The sequence below is a fragment of the Pseudomonas sp. S3_E10 genome, assembly GCF_054667615.1.
Window position 1 is genome coordinate 4,101,984 of record NZ_CP162743.1, and the last position, 19,704, is coordinate 4,121,687.

General features: G+C 60.8%; 24 protein-coding genes. 11 read left to right on the top strand and 13 right to left on the bottom strand.

Translation table 11 applies throughout. From position 1 onward, the window contains the following. Positions 1-48 precede the first annotated feature (48 nt). Positions 49-999 (top strand): YihY/virulence factor BrkB family protein, encoded by a 951-nt coding sequence (locus AB4N98_RS18755; protein ID WP_017529137.1) that lies wholly within the window; start codon positions 49-51, stop codon positions 997-999. After that, positions 996-1,535 carry a peptide deformylase gene (gene def / locus AB4N98_RS18760; protein WP_017529136.1) on the top strand — a complete coding sequence of 180 codons (540 nt, stop codon included), beginning with the start codon at positions 996-998 and terminating at the stop codon, positions 1,533-1,535. The genes AB4N98_RS18755 and def overlap by 4 nt, the downstream gene beginning before the upstream one ends. 46 nt (positions 1,536-1,581) lie before the next feature. Here the strand turns inward: def and AB4N98_RS18765 are convergent, their stop codons facing one another. Beyond that, a complete protein-coding gene (locus AB4N98_RS18765) occupies positions 1,582-1,989 on the bottom strand; it encodes a GNAT family N-acetyltransferase (RefSeq protein ID WP_217855331.1) in 408 nt (135 codons plus the stop codon). A 232-nt stretch (positions 1,990-2,221) separates the two neighbouring features. Further along, on the bottom strand, positions 2,222-2,824 hold the full coding sequence (gstA, locus tag AB4N98_RS18770) for a glutathione transferase GstA (RefSeq protein ID WP_137220229.1): 603 nt from the start codon (positions 2,822-2,824) through the stop codon (positions 2,222-2,224). A 97-nt stretch (positions 2,825-2,921) separates the two neighbouring features. On the opposite strand from gstA, the gene AB4N98_RS18775 reads away from it, so the two are divergent. Next, on the top strand, positions 2,922-3,791 hold the full coding sequence (locus AB4N98_RS18775) for a LysR family transcriptional regulator (RefSeq protein WP_017529133.1): 870 nt from the start codon (positions 2,922-2,924) through the stop codon (positions 3,789-3,791). A gap of 72 nt (positions 3,792-3,863) precedes the next feature. Here AB4N98_RS18775 and AB4N98_RS18780 read toward each other — a convergent pair whose 3' ends face one another. From AB4N98_RS18780 to gntR, 4 genes are all read right to left on the bottom strand, one after another. After that, positions 3,864-4,361, bottom strand: a complete 498-nt coding sequence (locus tag AB4N98_RS18780; RefSeq protein ID WP_017529132.1) for a hypothetical protein — start codon at positions 4,359-4,361, stop codon at positions 3,864-3,866. Positions 4,362-4,522: 161 nt separating this feature from the next. Further along, positions 4,523-5,158 (bottom strand): glutathione S-transferase family protein, encoded by a 636-nt coding sequence (locus tag AB4N98_RS18785; RefSeq protein ID WP_017529131.1) that lies wholly within the window; start codon positions 5,156-5,158, stop codon positions 4,523-4,525. 186 nt (positions 5,159-5,344) lie between these two features. Next, a complete protein-coding gene (locus AB4N98_RS18790) occupies positions 5,345-5,575 on the bottom strand; it encodes a DUF6124 family protein (RefSeq protein WP_116079203.1) in 231 nt (76 codons plus the stop codon). A 314-nt stretch (positions 5,576-5,889) separates the two neighbouring features. Next, entirely contained in the window at positions 5,890-6,921 is a 1,032-nt protein-coding gene (gene gntR, locus AB4N98_RS18795) for an HTH-type transcriptional regulator GntR (RefSeq protein ID WP_026067363.1), read from the bottom strand. Positions 6,922-7,133: 212 nt separating this feature from the next. Here gntR and AB4N98_RS18800 point away from each other — a divergent pair, with 212 nt between their 5' ends. Next, the gene (locus AB4N98_RS18800; protein WP_017529128.1) at positions 7,134-7,667 is read left to right on the top strand and encodes a gluconokinase; all 534 of its coding nucleotides are present in this window, start codon (positions 7,134-7,136) and stop codon (positions 7,665-7,667) included. Between the two features lie 83 nt (positions 7,668-7,750). Beyond that, positions 7,751-9,103: a GntP family permease gene (locus tag AB4N98_RS18805; protein WP_017529127.1), complete on the top strand. Its 1,353-nt coding sequence runs from the start codon at positions 7,751-7,753 to the stop codon at positions 9,101-9,103. 80 nt (positions 9,104-9,183) lie between these two features. Here the strand turns inward: AB4N98_RS18805 and alaC are convergent, their stop codons facing one another. Further along, a complete protein-coding gene (gene alaC / locus AB4N98_RS18810; protein WP_460148859.1) occupies positions 9,184-10,395 on the bottom strand; it encodes an alanine transaminase in 1,212 nt (403 codons plus the stop codon). A gap of 195 nt (positions 10,396-10,590) precedes the next feature. Here alaC and AB4N98_RS18815 point away from each other — a divergent pair, with 195 nt between their 5' ends. Then, positions 10,591-11,073: a GyrI-like domain-containing protein gene (locus tag AB4N98_RS18815; RefSeq protein WP_017529125.1), complete on the top strand. Its 483-nt coding sequence runs from the start codon at positions 10,591-10,593 to the stop codon at positions 11,071-11,073. A 45-nt stretch (positions 11,074-11,118) separates the two neighbouring features. Here AB4N98_RS18815 and AB4N98_RS18820 read toward each other — a convergent pair whose 3' ends face one another. From AB4N98_RS18820 to AB4N98_RS18830, 3 genes are read right to left on the bottom strand one after another with little or no spacing between them, the layout of a single operon-like run. Next, positions 11,119-12,327 (bottom strand): type II toxin-antitoxin system HipA family toxin, encoded by a 1,209-nt coding sequence (locus AB4N98_RS18820; protein ID WP_065876704.1) that lies wholly within the window; start codon positions 12,325-12,327, stop codon positions 11,119-11,121. Next, complete coding sequence (locus AB4N98_RS18825) at positions 12,320-12,574, bottom strand: helix-turn-helix domain-containing protein (protein ID WP_017529124.1); 255 nt, start codon at positions 12,572-12,574, stop codon at positions 12,320-12,322. Before AB4N98_RS18825 ends, AB4N98_RS18820 begins: the two co-directional genes overlap by 8 nt. A gap of 42 nt (positions 12,575-12,616) precedes the next feature. After that, a complete protein-coding gene (locus AB4N98_RS18830; RefSeq protein ID WP_017529123.1) occupies positions 12,617-13,132 on the bottom strand; it encodes a GNAT family N-acetyltransferase in 516 nt (171 codons plus the stop codon). Positions 13,133-13,276: 144 nt separating this feature from the next. Between AB4N98_RS18830 and AB4N98_RS18835 the strand changes: the two genes are divergently transcribed. The 3 genes from AB4N98_RS18835 (at position 13,277) to AB4N98_RS18845 (ending at position 15,453) form a co-directional block, all read left to right on the top strand. Beyond that, complete coding sequence (locus tag AB4N98_RS18835; RefSeq protein ID WP_017529122.1) at positions 13,277-13,696, top strand: YybH family protein; 420 nt, start codon at positions 13,277-13,279, stop codon at positions 13,694-13,696. Between the two features lie 42 nt (positions 13,697-13,738). Beyond that, a complete protein-coding gene (locus AB4N98_RS18840; RefSeq protein ID WP_017529121.1) occupies positions 13,739-14,083 on the top strand; it encodes a YciI family protein in 345 nt (114 codons plus the stop codon). 146 nt (positions 14,084-14,229) lie between these two features. After that, complete coding sequence (locus AB4N98_RS18845) at positions 14,230-15,453, top strand: RNA polymerase sigma factor (protein ID WP_017529120.1); 1,224 nt, start codon at positions 14,230-14,232, stop codon at positions 15,451-15,453. A gap of 130 nt (positions 15,454-15,583) precedes the next feature. Here AB4N98_RS18845 and AB4N98_RS18850 read toward each other — a convergent pair whose 3' ends face one another. Beyond that, positions 15,584-16,438, bottom strand: a complete 855-nt coding sequence (locus tag AB4N98_RS18850) for a LysR family transcriptional regulator (RefSeq protein ID WP_065876705.1) — start codon at positions 16,436-16,438, stop codon at positions 15,584-15,586. An 88-nt stretch (positions 16,439-16,526) separates the two neighbouring features. Here AB4N98_RS18850 and AB4N98_RS18855 point away from each other — a divergent pair, with 88 nt between their 5' ends. Continuing rightward, complete coding sequence (locus AB4N98_RS18855; RefSeq protein WP_017529118.1) at positions 16,527-17,039, top strand: multidrug/biocide efflux PACE transporter; 513 nt, start codon at positions 16,527-16,529, stop codon at positions 17,037-17,039. Here AB4N98_RS18855 and AB4N98_RS18860 read toward each other — a convergent pair. After that, a complete protein-coding gene (locus AB4N98_RS18860; protein WP_017529117.1) occupies positions 16,938-17,696 on the bottom strand; it encodes an SDR family NAD(P)-dependent oxidoreductase in 759 nt (252 codons plus the stop codon). The genes AB4N98_RS18855 and AB4N98_RS18860 overlap by 102 nt on opposite strands. Positions 17,697-17,803: 107 nt before the next feature. Here AB4N98_RS18860 and AB4N98_RS18865 point away from each other — a divergent pair, with 107 nt between their 5' ends. After that, the gene (locus tag AB4N98_RS18865; RefSeq protein ID WP_460148860.1) at positions 17,804-18,700 is read left to right on the top strand and encodes a LysR family transcriptional regulator; all 897 of its coding nucleotides are present in this window, start codon (positions 17,804-17,806) and stop codon (positions 18,698-18,700) included. Here the strand turns inward: AB4N98_RS18865 and AB4N98_RS18870 are convergent. Next, a complete protein-coding gene (locus AB4N98_RS18870) occupies positions 18,697-19,614 on the bottom strand; it encodes a LysR family transcriptional regulator (RefSeq protein WP_026067362.1) in 918 nt (305 codons plus the stop codon). The two genes, AB4N98_RS18865 and AB4N98_RS18870, sit on opposite strands and share 4 nt — an antisense overlap. Positions 19,615-19,704 lie beyond the last annotated feature (90 nt).

The following is a 19,704-nucleotide window of genomic DNA, read 5'->3' on the forward strand; positions in this document are numbered from 1 at the left end:
CCCTGAGTCGCCCACGACCTCACCCTCTTTGCGGCGAAAGGAGACGCTATGATCTTTCCGGTTCTCGATGGTCTCAAGCTGCACAAGGTTCTGGCGCGCACCGTCAAGGAATTCGTCGATGACGAGATGTCCACCTACGCTTCGGCACTGGCCTACCAGATGCTGTTTTCGCTGTTTCCCTTCCTGCTGTTCCTGATTGCCCTGATCGGTTTCCTGCACTTGCCGGACTTTTTCAGTTGGCTGCGCCTGCAGTCGGAGCTGGTATTGCCGCCCCAGGCCCTGGAGCAGGTCAACCCGGTGATCGACCAGTTGCAACAGTCCAAGGGCGGCCTGCTTTCGGTGGGTATCGTGATTGCGTTGTGGACCGCTTCAGCCGGCGTGCGCCTGATGATGAGCGCGATGAACGCCGCCTACGATGTGGTGGAAGGCCGGCCGATCTGGAAGCGTTTCCCGCTGTCGATTTTCTACACCGTCGGCATCGCCGGCATGCTGCTGGCCGCCGCCGCGCTGATGGTGCTCGGCCCGCAGGTGATGGAGTGGCTGGCCGGGCAGATCGGCATGCAGGAGTTCGTGGTTACCCTGTGGACCATCGTGCGCTGGCCGCTGATCGTGATTCTGCTGATGTTCGCCGTGGCCCTCATGTACTACGTGATGCCCGATGTGGAGCAGCAATTCCGCTTTATCACCCCAGGCTCGGTGTTGGCGGTGGTGGTGTGGATCGTCGCGTCGCTGGGCTTTGGTTATTACGTCAAAACCTTTGCCGACTACAACGCCATGTATGGCAGTATCGGCGCGATCATTGTGCTGCTGCTGTACTTCTACATTTCGGCCGCCGTGCTGCTGCTCGGTGCCGAGATGAATGCAGTGATCGAGCACATGTCGGCCGAAGGCAAGGCGCCCGGCGCGAAGGGGATCGATGAGCCCGCGCAAGAAAAACAGCATGTCTCCGGTCTCGGCCGGGACCACTCCAAACCCACCCCCGTCGAGCCTGATCAATGATCCGTGACATCCTGAAAATGGGCGACGAACGCCTGCTGCGCATCGCCCCTGCGGTTCCGCCGGAAATGTTCGACAGCCCCGAGCTGTGGCAATTGATCGACGACATGTTCCAGACCATGGAGCATGTCGGTGGCGTAGGCCTGGCCGCGCCGCAGATCGGCGTGGACCTGCAATTGGTGATCTTTGGCTTCGAAGCCAGCGAACGTTACCCGGATGCACCGCCGGTACCGCAGACCATCCTGATCAACCCGCTGATCACGCCGCTCAGCCCGGTGTTGGAAGAGGGCTATGAAGGCTGCCTTTCCGTGCCGGGGTTACGCGGCGCGGTGAACCGTTACCAGCAGATTCGCTATGAGGGGTTTGACCCGAAGGGCGAGCCGATTGTGCGTTTTGCCGACGGTTTCCATGCGCGGGTGGTGCAGCATGAATGCGATCACCTGATCGGTCGGTTGTACCCGTCGCGGATTACCGATTTCAGCAAGTTCGGATTTATCGAGGTGATGTTCCCGGACATGGATCCGACGGCCGACGAATAACGTCCACACCGATCAAACGGGTGGAGGGCTTGCCTCGCTACCCTGGTTATTGCAAACCCATCGCAATCATTGGCTTATTACGCCTGTAGCGCACCAACCGCTCACTTAGCGACTGCGGCAGCACGGTGTCCTGGGAAAACCCCATGCGCTGATACAAACCTTCCAGATCCGGATGGCACAGCAGCCACACCGTGCCGTCCACCCCGGCGACCGCCTGTTGAATCAACCGCGTCGCCAGCCCCTGGCCGCGATAGGCCGGGTCGACGAACATCCCCGTCAGCCACTGCCCACCCACCACGGGGCTCAGGCACAGCCCCGCCACAATTTCGGTGTCCCGCACAACCCATAGTCGTCCACCCTTGAGGGCTTTCATCGAAGAGTCATGGCGGCGATAAAACTTGTTCAGCAGCGGCCACAGGGGCTCTGCCAGCAGATCAATGGGCAACTCGGGCATGGTGTTCAAGCACGCGTTATAAAGAGCCGGCGATTATAAGCGCCTTCTGCCGGGTAATAGGTGGTATACCCAATGCTGCATCCCCTTACAGTGGAGTACGCAGCATGGCCAAAGGTATGGATTCAAAGAAAGCCGCGAAGAAAAAACCGGCAAAGACCGCCGATGAAAAACGTGCCGACAAAAAAGCCAAGAAGACCGAAACCGGGCTGTTCGGGCACTGATCACCTTAGCCTCAGTGGTTTTCAGCGGCCAACGCGGCAATCACCGTTGGCCGTGCACTTACCCGTTGTTGAAACGCTGCCAGCGCCGGCCACTCGCGCAGATTGATCGCGTGAATGTCGGCCCAGCGCAGCACCACGAACAAATACACATCCGCTACCGAAAACTGTGAACCCATCAAGTAGTCCTGCCGCTCCAGTGTCTGTACCAGAATCGCAAAGCGCTTGAATAGCGTGGCCATGAACATCGCCTTGATGTCACCTTGGATCGCGCTGTTGAAGAACACCGCTAACCCGCCATGCACTTCGCTGGCAATGAAGTTCAGCCATTCCTGCAAGCGCACGCGCTCCCAGCTGCCATTGGCCGGGGCCAACTCAGCGTCGGGTTTGAGGTCGGCGAGGTATTGCAGGATGGCGCTGGCTTCGGTCAGCACCTGACCATTGTCCAGTTGCAGCGCCGCCACATAACCCTTGGGATTGATCTGCAAGAAATCTTCGCCATCGGCGGTGGTTTTTGCCTGGTTGTCGACTCGCACCAGGTCAAAGGGCAGCGCCAATTCGCGCAGCACGATATGCGGGGCGAGGGAGCAGGCGTTTGGAGAAAAGTACAGTTTCATCAGGGGGCGGCTCCGCAGAATTTGCGCCAGTCTCGCGGGCATGCCACCGTGGGTAAAATTAAACCTTCAGCGCCCTGCCATAAGGACAGCGACTGCCATGATGAATCTGATGCACTGGCGCCTTCTGGTGGCCGTGGCCGACCACGGCAGCATCACCGCCGCCGCCGAGCGCGTGGGCATGACCCAATCCGCCGCCAGCCAGGCCATGGCCGGCATGGAGGCGGCCCTGGGCGCGCAACTGTTCACCCGAGCCCCGCGCAACACCTTGCCCACTGCCCTGGGATTGAGCGTGATCGAACAGGCGCGGGTGATGCTGGGCGCCTTGCAGACGATTCGCCGCACTGTGGATCATGCCCGGCCGATGCTGCGTGGGAGCATTCGTATCGCCAGTTTCCCGAGTGTGCTGGCTAAGTTTCTAACGCCGCAGTTGCAGCGTTTCGCCCAGCTGTATCCAGGTATCGAGGTCACTCCCCTCGAAGTGACCGACAGCGAAGTGGACACCTTGCTCGAGGCCGGCCTGATTGACCTGGGCGTGGTGCTCAACCCCCAGCCTGAGCGCAATGCCACATTGCTGGGGCGTGACCTGTGGCTGGCAGTATTGCCCGCGGACCATGCACTGGCACAGCGCCCCTCTGAGGCCAGCGTGTCGCTGGAAGAATTACTTCAACAACCCTTTGTACTCGCCACCGGCGGCTGCACCGCCAATGCCCGCAGCCTTGGCGCCGAGGCCGGGCTGGCGCTGGGCGATATCCGCGTGCAAGTGCGCGAATGGAGCAGCGCCTTCAGCCTGGTGCGTGAAGGAGTGGGCGTGACCCTGGTGCCGGAAATGACCTTGCCCGTCGAGCGCCGAGGCTTGCGCGTCATGCCGTTGAAGGTGCCGGTGCATCGTGAATTTGCGCTGGTGGCAACCCCACGACGCCCGCTGTCCTCCAGTGCCAGCGCCTTGTTGCAAATGCTGGCTCAATAGCAGCCTTGCGCAAACCCCTGTCATCGTTTTGATCGCCCGCTCAAACCACACGCATCAGGCCAGCGGCGCGGCCTAGATTGCCGCCAGGGTTTCTTTCACTGTCCGGGCCTGCGGGTCTGCCGTTTTCGCCGCTACCTGCTGCTCTTGCTGCTGCTTGAGGCGCTCGGCCACTTGCTTGGAAATAGCGTCCTGTTTTTCCTGCGACATGGTCTGCACATCCGCCTCGGTCAAGCCTTGCTCCTTGAGCAACTGCTCACGAATCCGCTCGGCCGGGGATTTGCTCATGTAGTCGGTGAACTCGGCGCGCGCGCCCGAAGCTGCCGTGGTCGACGGCACATCGCTGGTTGCTGCGCTGGCCTGTAACTGCACGCGGGTCTTGGCGAAGGCTTCATCGATACGATCGGTCGCCTTGTCCAGTTCCTTCTGCGCGGCCGGCACGGTCACGCTTTGTTGCACCGCTTGCAGGGCACCGCTGTACAGCGCGCTGGCGGCGGCGTTGGCGGGGTCCATGTCGGGCCGCTTGATCTGTTGCACGGTCGACAGGGCTTGGGTGTTGTTGTTAACCAGCATGATCGGTCACCTGGGAAAATGTACGGTGCAACCGCTGGAGCAAATAGCGTGCCGGGCATCAAAGCCCCGTGTTTGTTGGGGATGGCATGGCCGCTGCGGCAAGACTTGTGCCGCCAGCGGCCAGGCGTTGCCGTCCGACTCGGGAAAACGTCTTGCCGATTCTAGTTGTGACCGTCGAGGGCGAAGTTCTTGAAGCCCTGATGTTGCCTGAGGCGTTCGTAGTAGGCCGCGATGGCAGGGTAGGGCGGATGCTCCGGGAGTGTCATGCGCCAACGGTGCACCGAAAGGCCGATGAGGATGTCGGCCAGGGTGAACTCTTCACCGGCGACGTAGGCCTTTGTTTTCGCGAGCTGCTGCTCCAGCAGACCCATCTTGTCGTTCCAGGCCTTTACACCGGCCTTGATACGCTCCGGGTCCTGATAGTCGGGGTGCTGGCGCACCAAGGCATGGAAAGCGTAACCCCAAGACGGATTGAGTTCGGTGGCCTGCCAGTCCATCCATTGCTCCACCCGCGCCCGTGGCGCGGGTTCGGCGGGCAACAGGTCGTGGCGCTGATAGAGGCTGACGAGGTAGCGGCAGATGGTGTTGGATTCCCACAGCACGCCATGGTCGTCGATCAGCACCGGTATTTGCGCGTTGGGGTTGAGGGCGAGGAATTCGGCGGATTGGGTGGGTTTGAAGCCGATGCCCCAGTTGTCCTCGTGCGCGTAGTCGATGCCCAGTTCGTGGCAGGTCCAGAGTACTTTGCGCACATTGATGGAAGAGGTGCGGCCGAGGATTTTCAGTGAGTGTCCCATGGTGATTCCCTGGCAGTGGAGAGGGAGACAATCTAGCAGGGCCTGCACGCTACGGCGAGATGCCCAAGCGGGCACGGTAAAACAAGGGGGCTTGCTCCCGATAGCAGTGGTCCAGCTAATGAATACTTGGCTGACACGCCGTCATCGGGAGCAAGCCCCCTCCCACATTTTGACCGAGTAAAGGTCTTAACAGCGCGGAGTATGTTGGTCCATGGCTTTGCCCACCAGCAAGACGGACAGCTCGCTCAGTTGATGAATGGCCAATGCCACATCACGCTGTTTACCACTGAGGTCATTGGACAGGTCGAGCAACAAGGTGCTCACGGCAGACACGGTTTCGTAGCTGTTGATCAGCAGGGTTTCGCTGGAGGAACCAGGAGTGACAGTGAAGAGCGTATGCGTGGGGATGCTTTGCATTGTTGACGTACCTGATGTGGCTGATACCTCATCGCTACTCAACGAGGGTGGCAGCTGTACGCAGGTTAGTAGACCGGTGGACACTCAAAGCCGGCGCACCCGAAGATGCCCTACGCACAGCCGCCATAAAACAGAAAAGGCTCATGCACTAAGAGTGACCAATAGTCGGGCTACTAAACCCGATCACCGAAAAATTCAGCGACCGGCCAACCTTAAAGACCACCTCCCAGGCACACAAGCCGGCGGATTCTGACGTAAGCGTAGGCAACCGGGCAAGGGGCTTACCGCGATGTCAGCCCCGTCTTACAGGCGTCTTACGTGCTTTCCCGTACCTGCAACTCAAACCCCATATCCACCACCGGTTTGGCGATCTTGTTACCCGCCATGATCGTCAACAAATGTTCCGCCGCGCGCCGGCCAATGGCTTCCCGTGGCGTGCTGATGCTGCTCAAGCGCGGCACCATGAACGCCGACGCGGGCAAGTCGTTGAAGCCCAGCACCGCCACGCGCTCCGGCACTTTAATACCATGGCGCATCGCTTCCAGCAGGGCGCCATGGGCCAGGTCGTCGTTGCCGAAGAAGACCGCATCCACATCCGGATGCGCGGCCAGCAGTTGCAAAAACAACTCACCGCCCAGGCCCACGGAAGACGGGCGCGGCGTGAGCAGTTCCAGCGCCGGGTCGTACTTGCCCGCCTGTTGCAATGCCCGGCGGAACCCTTCGCCGCGCAGCAGGGTGCGTTGGTCCAACTGGGCGCCGATATAGGCCAGGCGTTTGCGCCCACGGGACAATAAATGCGCCGCCGCTGTTTCGCCCGCGGCCAGTTGCGAGAAGCCCACGCAGTTCACGCCCGCATTCGGGTCCAGGTCCATCATGTATACGCAGGGCACGTTACTGGCCTCGACCATCCGTCGGGCGCTTTCGGTGCGATCGAACCCCGTCAGCAGCAAACCCCGAGGCTGGTAGGCCATGTAGTTGCGCAGCAGGTTTTCTTCTTCATCGCGCGAATAGTGGGAGTTGCCGATCAGCACTTCGAAGCCCTTGGGCCGCAGCACCTGGTGAATGGCTTCGAGGGTTTCGATGAACAGCAGGTTGGACAACGACGGCACCAATACCACCACCGAATGGCTCTGGGCCGAGGCCAGGGCGCGGGCGGCGGGGTTGACCACGTAGTTGAGTTCGGCGGCGGCGTGCTGCACTTTTTCGACCAGCTCAACGGCCACGGTGCTGATGCCACGCAAGGCGCGGGAAGCGGTAATCGGGCTGACGCCGGCCAGGCGGGCGACTTCGTTAAGGGTCGGGCGACCCGTGGTGCGCGTATTTTTATCGTTCTTGGAGGTCATCAGGCGGCTTGCCAAACAAAAATCGAGGCACTAAGGTAGCGCTGTCTCCAAATGGCTGCAAATTATTGAACTCTGGGTTGCCTGATCCGGTTCAAATGATTGGAGCGGATGCACGCGTCACTCCATAAAAATGACAAGACGGCGCGGGAAAAGCCTGTTTTTGCACTCGCCTCAAGGCGTGCAAAGGTAGCGCTATCTGCGTCTTGAGGTGTTTCATGAGTCAACCTGTTACCGCCCTGGTCATCATGGGCGTCGCCGGCTGCGGCAAGACCAGTGTCAGCGAGGCCCTGTGCCGGCTGAACGGCGCCACTGCCATTGAAGGCGACAGCTTTCACCCCGCCGCCAACATCGAAAAGATGAGCGCAGGCCACCCCCTCGACGACGACGACCGCGCCGGCTGGCTCGACATCCTCTGCGATGAACTGCGCCGCTCTCTTAAAGCCGGTGAACATCCGGTGCTCACCTGTTCAGCCCTGAAGAAGAAATACCGCGACCACCTGCGTGAAGCCGCGCCGGGCCTGGGTTTCGTCTTTTTGGAACTGACCCGTGAAGTGGCCTCGGACCGCGTGTCCCATCGCCCCGGCCATTTCATGCCGGCAAGCCTCATAGACAGCCAGTTCGCCACCCTTGAATCGCCCAAAGGCGAGCCGCTGACCCTGGCCCTCAACGCCAGCGAAGACAGCGTTGAGGCCCTGGCCGAGCAAACCAACGCCTGGTGGCTTCTGCACGGTTTTGAACGAACTGATTAATTTTTTGCCGGAAAAGATAGCGCTATCCCCGGCAGGAGATTCAACACCCGCTTTAATAACAACAACAAACAGGAGAGACCCCCATGTTTGGCATGTCCCACGAGTCGTACCTGCTGCTAGATGCAGTCGTCACCATCATCGGGTTGATCGTTCTGATCACCAAGTTCAAGGTTCACCCCTTTATTGCGTTGATCATCGCGGCCGGCTTCCTCGGCCTGACCTCGGGCATGCCCGTGGACAAGATCATCAAGGCGTTCCAGGACGGTTTTGGCGGGGTGCTCGGCTTTGTCGGCATCATCCTCGCGCTGGGCACCATGCTCGGCAAGATGATGGCCGAATCCGGCGGCGCCGATCAGATCGCCCAGACCCTGATCCGCGCTTTCGGCAAGGACAAGGTCCAGTGGGCCATGATGTTTGCCGCCTTCCTGGTGGGCATCCCGCTGTTCTTCGAGATCGGTTTTGTGCTGCTGATCCCGCTGGTGTTTATTGTTGCGCGCCGCACCGGCGTGTCGTTGATCAAGATCGGCATCCCGCTGCTGGCCGGCCTGTCGGCGGTGCACGGCCTGGTGCCACCGCATCCGGGCCCGCTGCTGGCCATCGGCGTGTTTGGCGCGGACATCGGCAAGACCATCCTGTACGGCCTGATCGTCGCCCTGCCGACTGCCATCATTGCCGGCCCGATCTTCGGTACGTTCATCGCCAAGTACATCCCCGGCAACCCGTCCCAGGAGCTGGTCGACCAACTGGCCCGCGAGACCGATAACAAGTCGCTGCCAAGCTTCGGCATCACCCTGGTCACCGTGCTGTTGCCGGTGTTCCTGATGCTGCTCAAAACCTTCGCCGACATCGCGTTTGCCGAAGGCAACGTAGTGCGCAACTGGATGGACATGATCGGTCACCCGATCACCGCCTTGCTGCTGGCGCTGCTGCTGTCGCTGTATACCTTCGGCACTCGCCAGGGCATCCACGCCAAGCAGATCCTCAAGCTGCTCGACGCAAGCCTGGCGCCCACCGCCGCGATCATCCTGATCATCGGTGCCGGTGGTGGCTTCAAGCAGATGCTGGTGACCAGCGGCGTGGGTGACGTGATCGGCCATATGGCGGTGAACGCGCAGATCAACCCGATTCTGCTGGCGTGGCTGGTGGCGGCGGTGATCCGCGTGGCCACCGGTTCCGCGACCGTGGCGACCATCACTGGCGCGGGCATCGTGGTGCCGGTGGTAGGAATGATCCCAGGGGTTAACCGCGAATTGCTGGTGTTGGCGACGGGGGCGGGCTCGTTGATCTTGTCTCACGTCAACGATGCGGGATTCTGGCTGGTGAAGCAGTACTTCAACATGACCGTGGCAGAAACCTTCAAGACCTGGACGGCGATGGAGACCATCCTGTCCATCGTGGCACTGATCTTCATCATGCTGCTGTCGTTGGTGGTCTAACAGACACCCAATGAAACCGGGCTGATAACCCAATTAAAATGTGGGAGGGGGCTTGCTCCCACATTTTGACCGAGTCAGATTCAGGCTTTAGCGACTAGCCCATCCGCCCTGAACATCCCGCGAATCCCGCGTACCGCCTGGCGAATCCGGTCTTGGTTCTCGATCAGCGCAAAGCGCACATGATCATCCCCATACTCACCAAAGCCGATGCCCGGTGACACGCACACCTTGGCCTCCAGCAGCAGCTTCTTGGCAAATTCCAGCGAGCCCATGGCGGCGTACTGTTCGGGGATCTTGGCCCAGACGTACATCGACGCCTTCGGGTTCTCGACCATCCAACCCAGCTCATGCAGGCCCTTGACCAGCACATTGCGGCGCTGGCGGTATTGCTCGGCGATGTCTTTCACGCATTGCTGGTCGCCTTCCAATGCCGCAATCGCCGCCACCTGCAGCGGGGTGAAGGTGCCGTAGTCGTGGTAACTCTTGATGCGGGCCAGGGCGTTGACCAGTTCCGGGTTGCCCACCATAAAGCCGATGCGCCAGCCGGCCATGTTGTAGCTCTTGGACAGGGTGAAAAACTCCACCGCAACGTCCTTGGCGCCCGGCACCTGCATGATCGACGGGGCTTTCCAGCCGTCGTAGACGATATCGGCGTAGGCCAGGTCGTGGATCACCAGCACGTCGTATTGCTTGGCCAGCGCAATCACCCGTTCAAAGAAATCCAGCTCCACGCACTGCGCGGTGGGGTTGGACGGGAAGCCGAGAATCATCATCTTCGGCTTGGGGATCGAGCCGCGAATCGCCCGCTCCAGCTCGTCGAAGAAGTCCACGCCGGGCACCAGCGGCACCGAGCGCACTTGGGCGCCGGCAATCACCGCGCCGTAGATGTGAATCGGGTAGCTCGGGTTGGGCACCAGCACAGTGTCGCCCTGGTCCAGCGTGGCCAGCATCAAGTGCGCCAGGCCTTCTTTTGAACCAATGGTCACAATGGCTTCCGACTCGGGGTCGATGTCCACTTCATAGCGGTCTTTGTACCAGTGCGAAATCGCCCGGCGCAGCCGCGGAATACCTTTGGAGGTGGAGTAGCCGTGGGTGTCTTCACGCTGGGCCACTTGCACGAGTTTTTCGACGATGTGCGGCGGCGTGGCGCCGTCGGGGTTACCCATGCTCAAGTCGATGATGTCTTCGCCGCGCCGACGCGCAGCCATCTTCAGCTCGGCAGTGATGTTGAATACGTAAGGGGGGAGTCGATCGATGCGCGCAAAGCGGCGCGGCGAACCTTGTTCGGCCATTGTTGCCTCGAAGTACGTAAGCGCCCGGAACCGTCCGAGCGACGTCGGCCACTGCGGTGGCCTGCGGGGCAGACAATACGGTCCGTGATGGCCAGTTGTCTAGATGCGTAGGAAAATTTTCCGGTTGAAGCGCTGCGTGAAAATGCCCCTATACTCGATGCGGGTTTGTTCCCTCATAAGAAGGAGACTGTTCGTATGGATCAGCAGACAAGACAACCGCTGGAGCCACGCATGGAAGCAGGCAAGGCGCTGGTGATCGCCGGGGTACAAGGGCGTTATTCGAAGGCCACCGTCGGCGATATACCCAGGTTGTGGGAGTTGTTCGACACCTGCGTCAAAGACATCAAAAAGCGTGTCGGCGGTGTGACCTATGGGGTTTGCCATAACCCCCACCATGGCGAATTCGATTACATGGCCGGCGTGGAAGTCCCGGCTAAAAGCGCGGTGCCGAGCAACTTTGAAGTGATCGAAATTCCACCGCTCAACTATGCCGTGTTCCCGCATCACGGCCCGGTGCAGGCGTTGGAACAGACCTACGAGCGCATCATGTTCGAGTGGCTGCCGCACTCGGGCTACAAGGTGATGGGCGCGGATTTCGAGCGCTACAGCGCCGATTTTGATGCGCGCAAAGGCACGGGCACAGTGGAGATCTGGTTACCGGTTGGAGAGCGCGGCTGACTGCAATCATGCGGGTGCCGGCTTGCCGGCGCCTGCAGAGGCACCTCAGCCACCAAAGCTGCGTTGGTAAACCTCAGCGGATTGCCGTATGGCTTTCGCCACTTCAGGCGCTGACCGGCAGTAATCGTCTTCGCGCTTGAGCACGACTTCAAGCGTCTGGAGCAACGCCTGGATGCGTGTTTCAGGATTCTCGACTTCGCAGGTTTTGGCGAATTCGAGGATGCCAAGGCGCGAGGCGAACATTGATTTATTTCCGCTCAGGTCCAACGCCAGTGCATCCTCGGGGATGTAGGCCGTGGTGTTTACAATATCGTAGGCAGGTGCCAGTCGCGTATCCAACTGCACTGGATCGCTGTAGAGCACGCCGAAGTTTTTCAGATGTGCATCGCCATTACCCACGATGCAGCTCAGCGCCACGCTATCGAACAATTGATCGAGTGAGCTGCGTTGATGTGCCGGGGCGCAGAAAACGCGCACGGCCTTCGCGATGGCGGCGTAGCTCTTGCTGTATTTTTGCTCGGCAGACAGGCCCATCAGGGTGGTCATATCTTCAAAGCCCAACGGGTTGAGCTGCTCGTCTCGGTCAAAGCGTCGCATGACGAACAGTTTATGGTTCTTCGACAGGTAAAACGGCGGCACGGGAAGGCCTGCATCCCGTGCAATGGACATGCACAGGTACTCATTGATAGCCAACCCCGGAAACTCCTCGCGCCCGCTCTTGATAATCAGATCGTCTGTTTTCGAGGTGAATTTCTGCTCGGGTGTCTGTGGTTTTTCCGGCACCAGTACTTTGGGCTGCACACCAGAAATGCCTGCCCGCAAAATGTAGCGATCCATCAAGTCGGCGAACAAATCTTGCGCACCGTCCCAGGCGAGAATCTCGTCCAGGTTCTCGCCTGTGGTAGAGGGGCTGTTGCGTTGGAGTAATCCGTTCACTTGCTCGGAGGATACGAACACTCGGCCAATCGGCGCACTGCTGCCTGACAATGCCAGTAACAGCATGGGGTCGACCTTCATCATTTTGGCGAGGCGATTGCGCAATTGCTCCAGAACGTAGCCTTCCGGCAGGTTCATCTGGAAAATGGGATGAAGCTCTCTGCGACGGTACTCCTGCGTTCGAACAGGCATAGACAGGCTTACTGCGCTTTGTGCCTTTGCTGAGTCGCTGTATCGAAACAGATAGTCGTCAGCACTGAGCAACACACTACCGCTGTCTCCTTGAGGGGTACGCACATGGAGCGTTGGGCTATTCATCGAACAAATCCTCTAACTCCTCCAGCGTCGGCAGGGTCACGGGTACCAATTTGACCTCGCTGCCCAAGGCCGCCATCACCCGGGCGTAAGCATTCATGGAAACCGAGAGGCTTCCTTGTTCAATTTCAATCAGTTTCTGCCGGGTAATGCCCGCAAGCTTCGCCAGGTCGGCCTGTTTATAGCCCCGATTGAGGCGCATGGCGCGGATTTGATGACCGAGTCGTTGGGTAATAACCGAGGCGTCCATGTTACGTATTCGTTACTTTTGAAAGGTTAAGTCATATATACGTTACATTTCGGCAGTGTCAACGGTGGCCCGACCAAACACCCACCTCAACCTGCGCTCGTAGCCCACCCGCCCTTTATAGGCCTCGCCGCTGTCCACCCATCCGAGCCCCAGATACAAGCCCATTGCCGCCACATTGTCGGTATCCACCGACAACTCCAACGCCTTGATCTGCGGCCACGCCTCAAGCGCCGCCGCCGGCAATGCCTGCAGGCACGCCTTGCCGAACCCACGGCCCTGTTGCCGGCGATCCACCTGCAAGGCATGCAGCGTGGCGCTGTGTTCGTCGGCCCAGTGCGGCAGGCACGGCGGGCGCTTGAGCAACAGGAAGGCCACGGGGAAATCATCGGCCAGCAGCGCAAAGCCTTTGACGCCGGGGCTGGGTTTAGCCAACAGGCTATTGAGCGCGCAATACATGTCGCCGCAAAACGGTAACTGCTCGGGATGCACTTCGATGGCGCTGACGTGCTGTTGCTGTGTGGCTGTCAGCGCGGCGTAATCGACCAGGCGGGTGTGCATCGGGGTGTCCGAACGGCTGCAAGTAAGGCCGCAGTCTATCGGGTTTGGCGGGGTTGAAATTATTTTTCAACGGTCTGTCGATTGGCCCACGGCGCGTTCGACTAAGGGTGTCTTCCATGATTTTCCATCCCAGGAGTCAACACCATGAGCACTGCAATCAACACCCTGATCGAACACTGGAAACACGCCGTACTGGCCCGTGATATCGACAAAATTGTCAGCTATTACGCCGACGATATCGTCTCGTTCGACGCCGTTAGCGCCCTGCAATTCAAGGGCAAGGCCGCTTACCGCGAACACTGGAAGGCGTGCATGGAGCACTGCCCTGGCCCCGGTATTTTCGAGTTCCACGAACTGCGCATCGTGCAGGCCCAGGACAGCGCCTTTGCCCACTGGCTGGCCCATTGCGGCGGCGCCGGGCCGGATGGCGAGGTAAAGGCCTGCTGGATGCGCGTCACCGCCGGTTATCAGCGATTCAACGGCGAATGGAAAGTGGTGCATGAGCATTGGTCGGCCCCGTTCGATATGGCCACAGGCACCGCGCTGTTCGACCTGAAACCTTGAGCGTCGCGAACTATAGTCAATAGTCCGAAAACGGAGAACGCCATGAAATACCTGTGCCTGATCTACAGCAACGAACAGGTGCTGCACACCTCGCCCGACAGCCCTGCCGACCCGGAATGCCTCGCTTACGCCCAGGCCATCCAGGCCAGCGGGCGCATGCTTGCCGCCGAGCCGCTGGAGTCAGTGAGCACCGCCACCACCGTGCGCATGCGCAACGGCAAGCTGTCGATCACCGACGGGCCGTTTGCCGAAACCAAGGAGCAGCTCGCCGGCTTTTACCTGATCGAAGCCCGGGACCTTAACGAAGCGCTCCAGGTAGCCGGCGGCATCCCGGCTGCTCGGGTCGGCAGCGTGGAAGTGCGCCCGGTGCGCGAATTGAATCTCTGAGTACAACAATCCCAACAATCAGGAGGTTTTTCCCATGTTCCGACAACCTGCCGCGTTTGAACCGTCCATCAGCTGCTTGATCAATGCGCCAAGCCATGGGTTTTCATAATGGCCGGGGCCAGAGCCTCGACCGAAGGCATGCGCGATTGACGCCGCAGATCGAGGCGATCTACCGCAGTGAATCGCGGCGCGTGCTCGCCACGCTGATCCGCCTGCTGGGTGATTTCGACCTCGCCGAAGAAGCCCTCCACGAGGCGTTCTTCGTCGCGGTCGAACGCTGGCCGCAGGACGGCGTACCCAACAACCCCCGCGCCTGGCTGGTCTCCACCGGGCGCTTCAAGGCCATCGACCGCCTGCGCCGCCAGGCGCGGTTCACCCCGTTGTTGCAAGCGCAGGCCGACGAACTGGAAGCGGCCGACTGGAGCGTTGAAGACGTGCAAGACGATCGCCTGCGCCTGATCTTCACCTGTTGCCATCCCGCGCTGGCACCTGATGCCCAGGCGGCGCTGACCTTGCGCGAGATCTGCGACCTCACCACTGAAGAAATTGCCCATGCGTTTCTCGTCACGCCCACCACCATCGCCCAGCGCATCGTGCGCGCCAAGGGCAAGATCCGTGAGGCGAAAATCCCCTATCAAGTACCGTCCCTGGCCGAATTGCCCGAGCGCCTCGACAGCGTATTGCGCGTGATTTACCTGGTGTTCAATGAAGGCTATTCGGCGTCCATGGGCGCCGACCTCACCCGCGAAGCATTAACCGGCGAAGCCATTCGCCTGGCGCGCTTGCTCATGGAATTGCTGGCGGAACCGGAAGTGATGGGCCTGCTGGCGCTGATGCTGCTGCACGAATCTCGCCGCGCGGCGCGTACCTCGGCCAATGGCGAACTGGTGCTGTTGGATGAACAGGACCGTTCGTTGTGGGATGCGTCCCTGATTGCCGAAGGCTGCACGCTGGTCGAACGCGCGCTGACCACGCGGCGCTTCGGCCCCTACTGCCTGCAAGCGGCCATTGCGGCGGTGCATGCCGAGGCGCCGAGCGCAGGGCAAACGGACTGGCCGCAAATTGTCGGGCTTTACGATGTATTGCTCAGGGCCATGCCGTCGCCGGTGATCGAGTTGAACCGCGCGGTGGCACTGGCCATGCGTGATGGGCCGCTGGCGGGGTTGCAGCAGGTGGAAGCGATCCTGGCGCGCGGCGAATTGCTCGATTACCACTTGGCACACTCGGCGCGTGGGGAGTTCTGCCGGCGGTTGGGGCGGTGGGAAGACGCACGCCTGGCATACGAAAAAGCCCTGTCCCTGACCCAGCAGGTCCCGGAACAGCGCTTTCTTGACAGCCGCCTGGCTGAACTCAAATCGTCCATGCAATGAAGATCAAACTGTGGGAGGGGGCTTGCTCCCGATAGCGGTGGTTCAGCCAGCACATCGGATACTGTCACACCGCCATCGGGAGCAAGCCCCCTCCCACAGGTGATCTCAGTGTCAGCACCGGCAGTGCTCGTCACTCCAGCATCTTGCCCAACAACCAACTCCCCGCCGGCCCCGGCGCGTGGTGGCGCGACCACAGCGCATCCACCGCCACCGAACGCGGCCAACTGCGTGCGGTGAGTTCGACCAGTTGCCCGCCGCCAAACCGCTCTACCAGCCAGCGCGGAATCGGTGCCCAGCCGAAACCCAGTTGGGCCATCTCCATCAGCATCAGGTAACTGGGTGCCGACCAGACGCGCCCGGTGGCGCGGGTTTCATTCGGGTTGATGATGCTGGCCAGGCGCAATTCGCGGTGTTGTTGCAGGGCGTGTGCGGTGATGGACTTGAGCGCCGCCAACGGGTGTTTCGGCGACACGAACAACGCAATTTCCGTGCGCTCGTCCACGGTTGCGCAGGTCAGGTCCGGCGGGTAAACCGCCTGGTGCTCAATAAACGCAATCTGCGCCCGACCGCTCTGCACCAAGGCAATCAAGTCTTCGCATTCGGCGATCAGGCATTCCAGCTCAAGGTCCGGATAGCGCTGTTCAAATGCGCTGAGGGCGCACTCGAAACGGTCGGATTGGTAGGTATCGGACATGGCGATGGTCAGCTTCGGCTCCAGGCCCTGGGCCAACTGGCTCGCCGCCAGTTCCAAGCGGCTGCTGGCCTCCAGCACCTGCTCGGCGCGTTGCAGCAACACATGGCCGGCCGGGGTGAGGGCTGGTTTGCGGCTGCTGCGGTCGAACAGCACCACATCCAAGTCAATCTCCAGGCTGGCCACTGCCGCGCTGACGGTGGACTGGCTCTTGCCCAGCTTGCGCGCGGCTGCGGAAAACGAGCCTTGGGTCGCCGCCTGGACAAACGCCTGCAGCACTTCATGAGAGGCCATGACTATCGCCTTGATCGATGGTTATTGGTTATGAAGTATCGAGACAAGGGGTGATCATGGCAACCTTCCTCACTCACGGAGACCGGTCATGAGCCCTACCAAATCCATCGCTGAACGCGTGTGCCAAGCCATTGGTTTCGAAGCCTTGGCGTTGTTGATCTGTACGCCCTTGCTGGCGTGGATCATGGGCAAGCCGGCCCTGGAAATGGGCATGGTCACCCTGGCGATCAGCCTTATGGCGCTGACATGGAACGTGATTTTCAACGGCCTGTTCGACCGCCTCAAGGTGCGCCTGCAACTGGCCAACACCGCCTGGACCCGCGTGCTCCATGCGTTGCTGTTCGAAGGCGGGCTGATCCTGGTGTGCGTGCCGTTGATCGCGGCGTGGCTGAAGATCAGCCTGTTGCAGGCGTTTGTCCTCGACATCGGCATACTGCTGTTCTTCCTGCCGTATACCTATGTGTATCACTGGGGGTATGACGTGCTGCGCGAAAAGCTCCTACAAAAACATACCGCCCGAGGCCTCGATCCGTTGGCCGGTGATCCAGTGGCTGCCGTCGGCCAACAGGCTGGCGATGGCCCCGCCAATGTCATCCGGTAAACCGGCGCGGCCCAGCGCGGTGTTGTTGGCGACCATGGCATTCAGGCTGGCGTTGTCGCGCACGGCGCCGCCGCCGAAATCGGTCTCGATGGCGCCGGGTGCGAGGACGTTGACGCTGATGCCGCGCCCGCCCAATTCCTTGGCCTGGTAGCGGGTCAGCACTTCCATCGCGCCTTTCATCGCCGCATAGGCCGCGTAACCTGGCAGGCTGAAGCGCGCCAGGCCGCTGGAGACGTTAAGGATGCGCCCACCGTCGCGGATCAACGGCAGCAACTTCTGGGTCAGGAAGAAAGGGCCCTTGAATTGAATCGCCACCAGTTGATCGAACTGCTCCTCGGTGGTTTCAGCAAAGCTGGCGTGAATGCCGATACCGGCGTTATTGATCAGAAAGTCGAAGTGATCCTGTGCGAAAACTTCCTTGAGCACGCCGGCCACTTCACCGACGAAAGCGCCGAAGGTCGCGCTCTGGCTCACGTCCAGCTTGAGCATGGCGGCGCGGCCACCCAATTGTTCGATCTGCGCTACCAAGGCTTGTGCTTCGTCGGCCTTGCTGTGGTAAGTGCCGATGATGTCGACGCCTTGCGCCGCCAGATGCAGCGCGGCGTTCTTGCCTAGGCCACGGCTGGCGCCGGTGATGAGTGCGATTTTACGGGTCATGGTGCAGTCCTCTTCAGATGTGAGCGTGGGACCGAGTGTATTTGTCCGCTTATAACGTGATAAACAGAGCAGAACCGGAATCACTGGCCGGATAAGGCGAACAATCCATGAACAAGTTGGAGTTGCTGCGCACCTTTGTGCGCGTTACCGAACTGTCGAGTTTTACCCAGGCCGGCGAGAGCCTGGGGCTGCCGCGCTCCACGGTGTCCGAGCATGTGCAGGCATTGGAAGAACTGCTCGGTGCGCGCCTGTTGCAACGCACCACGCGCAAGGTGCAAGCCACCCAGGACGGCCGCGTTTTGTATGAGCGCAGCAAGGATCTGCTGGCCCATATGGACGAGCTGGAAGGCCTGTTCCGCCAGGATGAAGCGCAGTTGGCCGGGCGCATCCGTGTGGACATGCCCAACGTGATGGCCCGCGATTTGATCTTGCCGCGCCTGCCGCAGTTCATGGCCGCGCACCCGCTGATCGAGCTGGAAATCAGCACCACCGACCGCCAGGTCGACCTGCTCGCCGAAGGGTTTGATTGCGTGTTGCGGGTCGGCGCGCAACCGGACCAGACGGTGGTGGCGCGGCTGCTGTGCAGCATGCCGATGATCAACTGTGTCAGCGCCGCCTACCTGCAACGCTTTGGTGTGCCGCAAACCCTGGCTGACTTGGCCGGCCACCACTTGGTGCACTACGTGCGACCGTTGGGTTCGCGCTCGGCGGGGTTCGAATACCTGCAAGGCAACAAAGTGCAACGTATCCCCATGGCTGGGCGTGTCACTGTCAGCAGCACCGATGCGTACACGTCGGCGTGCCTGGGCGGCTTCGGGATTATCCAGGTGCCGGCCCTGGGCATCGGCGATGAGTTGGCCAGCGGCGAGCTGATCGCGGTACTGCCGCAGTACCCGGCGCCGCCCCTGGACGTGTCGTTACTCTACGCCGGGCAGCGGCATTTGCCATTGCGGGTGCGGGTGTTCATGGACTGGTTGGCGGCCATCGTGCAAACCCATCTTTAACGCCGCGCCGACAACTGCTGCGGCGCCAGGAACGCGTCGTGGAAGTAATCGCGCAGCGCCTGCATCGCCGGGGTAAACGCACGCTCGCGGTGCCAGGCCAGGCCGACGCTCATGGGCGTGACGGGGTCGGTGACGGTCAGGGTTTCGATGCGCTTGCCTTCCAGTGACCAGGGCCGGTGCACCAGGTCTGACAGGATCGCCACGCCGCTGCCGTTGGCGACCATGCTGCGCACCGCCTCCACCGAACTGGTGCGCAGCCGCACCTTGGGTGTCTGCCCGGCCTGTTCCCAGTAGCGCATGGCGCTGTGTTCGGCTTCATCCACGGTGAGCAGGATGTAGGGGTGCCGGGCCACCTCGGCCAGGCTGACGCTGGCGTGTTCGCACAGTGGGTGATGGCTGGGCAGCCACAGGCGCCGTTCCGAGTTAAACAGGATTTCGGAGACGATATCGGGGTGGGTCAGGTTGGCAGTGAGCACCACGGCCATGTCGAACTGGCCGTCGAGCAAGCCCTGTTCGATGGCCTGGCGCTCCTGCTCGAACACCTCGATGGTCACGTCCGGATGCCAATGCTCCAGGCGCTGCAAGTGGTGGGGCAGGAAGTAACCGAGCACCGTGTAACTGGCGGCCAGGCGCAGTACGCCGCTGGCGCGATGGTCGGGCAGGGGGCTGTTCAACGCATCGTCGACACTGCGCGCAATCACATAGGCGCGGTTGAGAAAATGCCGTCCGGCGTCGGTCAGGTTCATGCCCTGGGCCGAGCGCACAAACAGCTGCACGCCGAGCATCGCCTCCAGCTCCTTGATCGCCGTGGTCACCGCCGACTGGGAGATATTCAGGTGAATCGCCGCCTGGGAGATCTGGCCGATCTCGGCGGTGGCGATGAAGTAACGCACTTGGCGCAAGGTCAGGGACATCATCGCTCCCAGCATCGGGTTATCTGTTTTTCAGAAGAAGGGCCATCTGATAATAGATCTTCCCAAGGGGTCAAGCCGCGCCTACTTTTC

Excerpts from the sequence above, each read along its gene's own strand:
- AB4N98_RS18805 (WP_017529127.1), top strand. The coding sequence starts at position 7,751 with ATGTTTGGCATGTCCCACGAGTCGTACCTGCTGCTAGATGCAGTCGTC.
- alaC (WP_460148859.1), bottom strand. The coding sequence starts at position 10,395 with ATGGCCGAACAAGGTTCGCCGCGCCGCTTTGCGCGCATCGATCGACTC.
- AB4N98_RS18775 (WP_017529133.1), top strand. The coding sequence starts at position 2,922 with ATGATGAATCTGATGCACTGGCGCCTTCTGGTGGCCGTGGCCGACCAC.
- AB4N98_RS18765 (WP_217855331.1), bottom strand. The coding sequence starts at position 1,989 with ATGCCCGAGTTGCCCATTGATCTGCTGGCAGAGCCCCTGTGGCCGCTG.
- AB4N98_RS18865 (WP_460148860.1), top strand. The coding sequence starts at position 17,804 with ATGAACAAGTTGGAGTTGCTGCGCACCTTTGTGCGCGTTACCGAACTG.
- AB4N98_RS18860 (WP_017529117.1), bottom strand. The coding sequence starts at position 17,696 with ATGACCCGTAAAATCGCACTCATCACCGGCGCCAGCCGTGGCCTAGGC.
- AB4N98_RS18815 (WP_017529125.1), top strand. The coding sequence starts at position 10,591 with ATGGATCAGCAGACAAGACAACCGCTGGAGCCACGCATGGAAGCAGGC.
- AB4N98_RS18830 (WP_017529123.1), bottom strand. The coding sequence starts at position 13,132 with ATGCACACCCGCCTGGTCGATTACGCCGCGCTGACAGCCACACAGCAA.
- gstA (WP_137220229.1), bottom strand. The coding sequence starts at position 2,824 with ATGAAACTGTACTTTTCTCCAAACGCCTGCTCCCTCGCCCCGCATATC.
- AB4N98_RS18820 (WP_065876704.1), bottom strand. The coding sequence starts at position 12,327 with ATGAATAGCCCAACGCTCCATGTGCGTACCCCTCAAGGAGACAGCGGT.
- AB4N98_RS18800 (WP_017529128.1), top strand. The coding sequence starts at position 7,134 with ATGAGTCAACCTGTTACCGCCCTGGTCATCATGGGCGTCGCCGGCTGC.
- AB4N98_RS18855 (WP_017529118.1), top strand. The coding sequence starts at position 16,527 with ATGAGCCCTACCAAATCCATCGCTGAACGCGTGTGCCAAGCCATTGGT.
- def (WP_017529136.1), top strand. The coding sequence starts at position 996 with ATGATCCGTGACATCCTGAAAATGGGCGACGAACGCCTGCTGCGCATC.
- AB4N98_RS18790 (WP_116079203.1), bottom strand. The coding sequence starts at position 5,575 with ATGCAAAGCATCCCCACGCATACGCTCTTCACTGTCACTCCTGGTTCC.
- AB4N98_RS18835 (WP_017529122.1), top strand. The coding sequence starts at position 13,277 with ATGAGCACTGCAATCAACACCCTGATCGAACACTGGAAACACGCCGTA.
- AB4N98_RS18870 (WP_026067362.1), bottom strand. The coding sequence starts at position 19,614 with ATGTCCCTGACCTTGCGCCAAGTGCGTTACTTCATCGCCACCGCCGAG.
- AB4N98_RS18780 (WP_017529132.1), bottom strand. The coding sequence starts at position 4,361 with ATGCTGGTTAACAACAACACCCAAGCCCTGTCGACCGTGCAACAGATC.
- AB4N98_RS18850 (WP_065876705.1), bottom strand. The coding sequence starts at position 16,438 with ATGGCCTCTCATGAAGTGCTGCAGGCGTTTGTCCAGGCGGCGACCCAA.
- AB4N98_RS18785 (WP_017529131.1), bottom strand. The coding sequence starts at position 5,158 with ATGGGACACTCACTGAAAATCCTCGGCCGCACCTCTTCCATCAATGTG.
- AB4N98_RS18825 (WP_017529124.1), bottom strand. The coding sequence starts at position 12,574 with ATGGACGCCTCGGTTATTACCCAACGACTCGGTCATCAAATCCGCGCC.
- AB4N98_RS18840 (WP_017529121.1), top strand. The coding sequence starts at position 13,739 with ATGAAATACCTGTGCCTGATCTACAGCAACGAACAGGTGCTGCACACC.
- AB4N98_RS18755 (WP_017529137.1), top strand. The coding sequence starts at position 49 with ATGATCTTTCCGGTTCTCGATGGTCTCAAGCTGCACAAGGTTCTGGCG.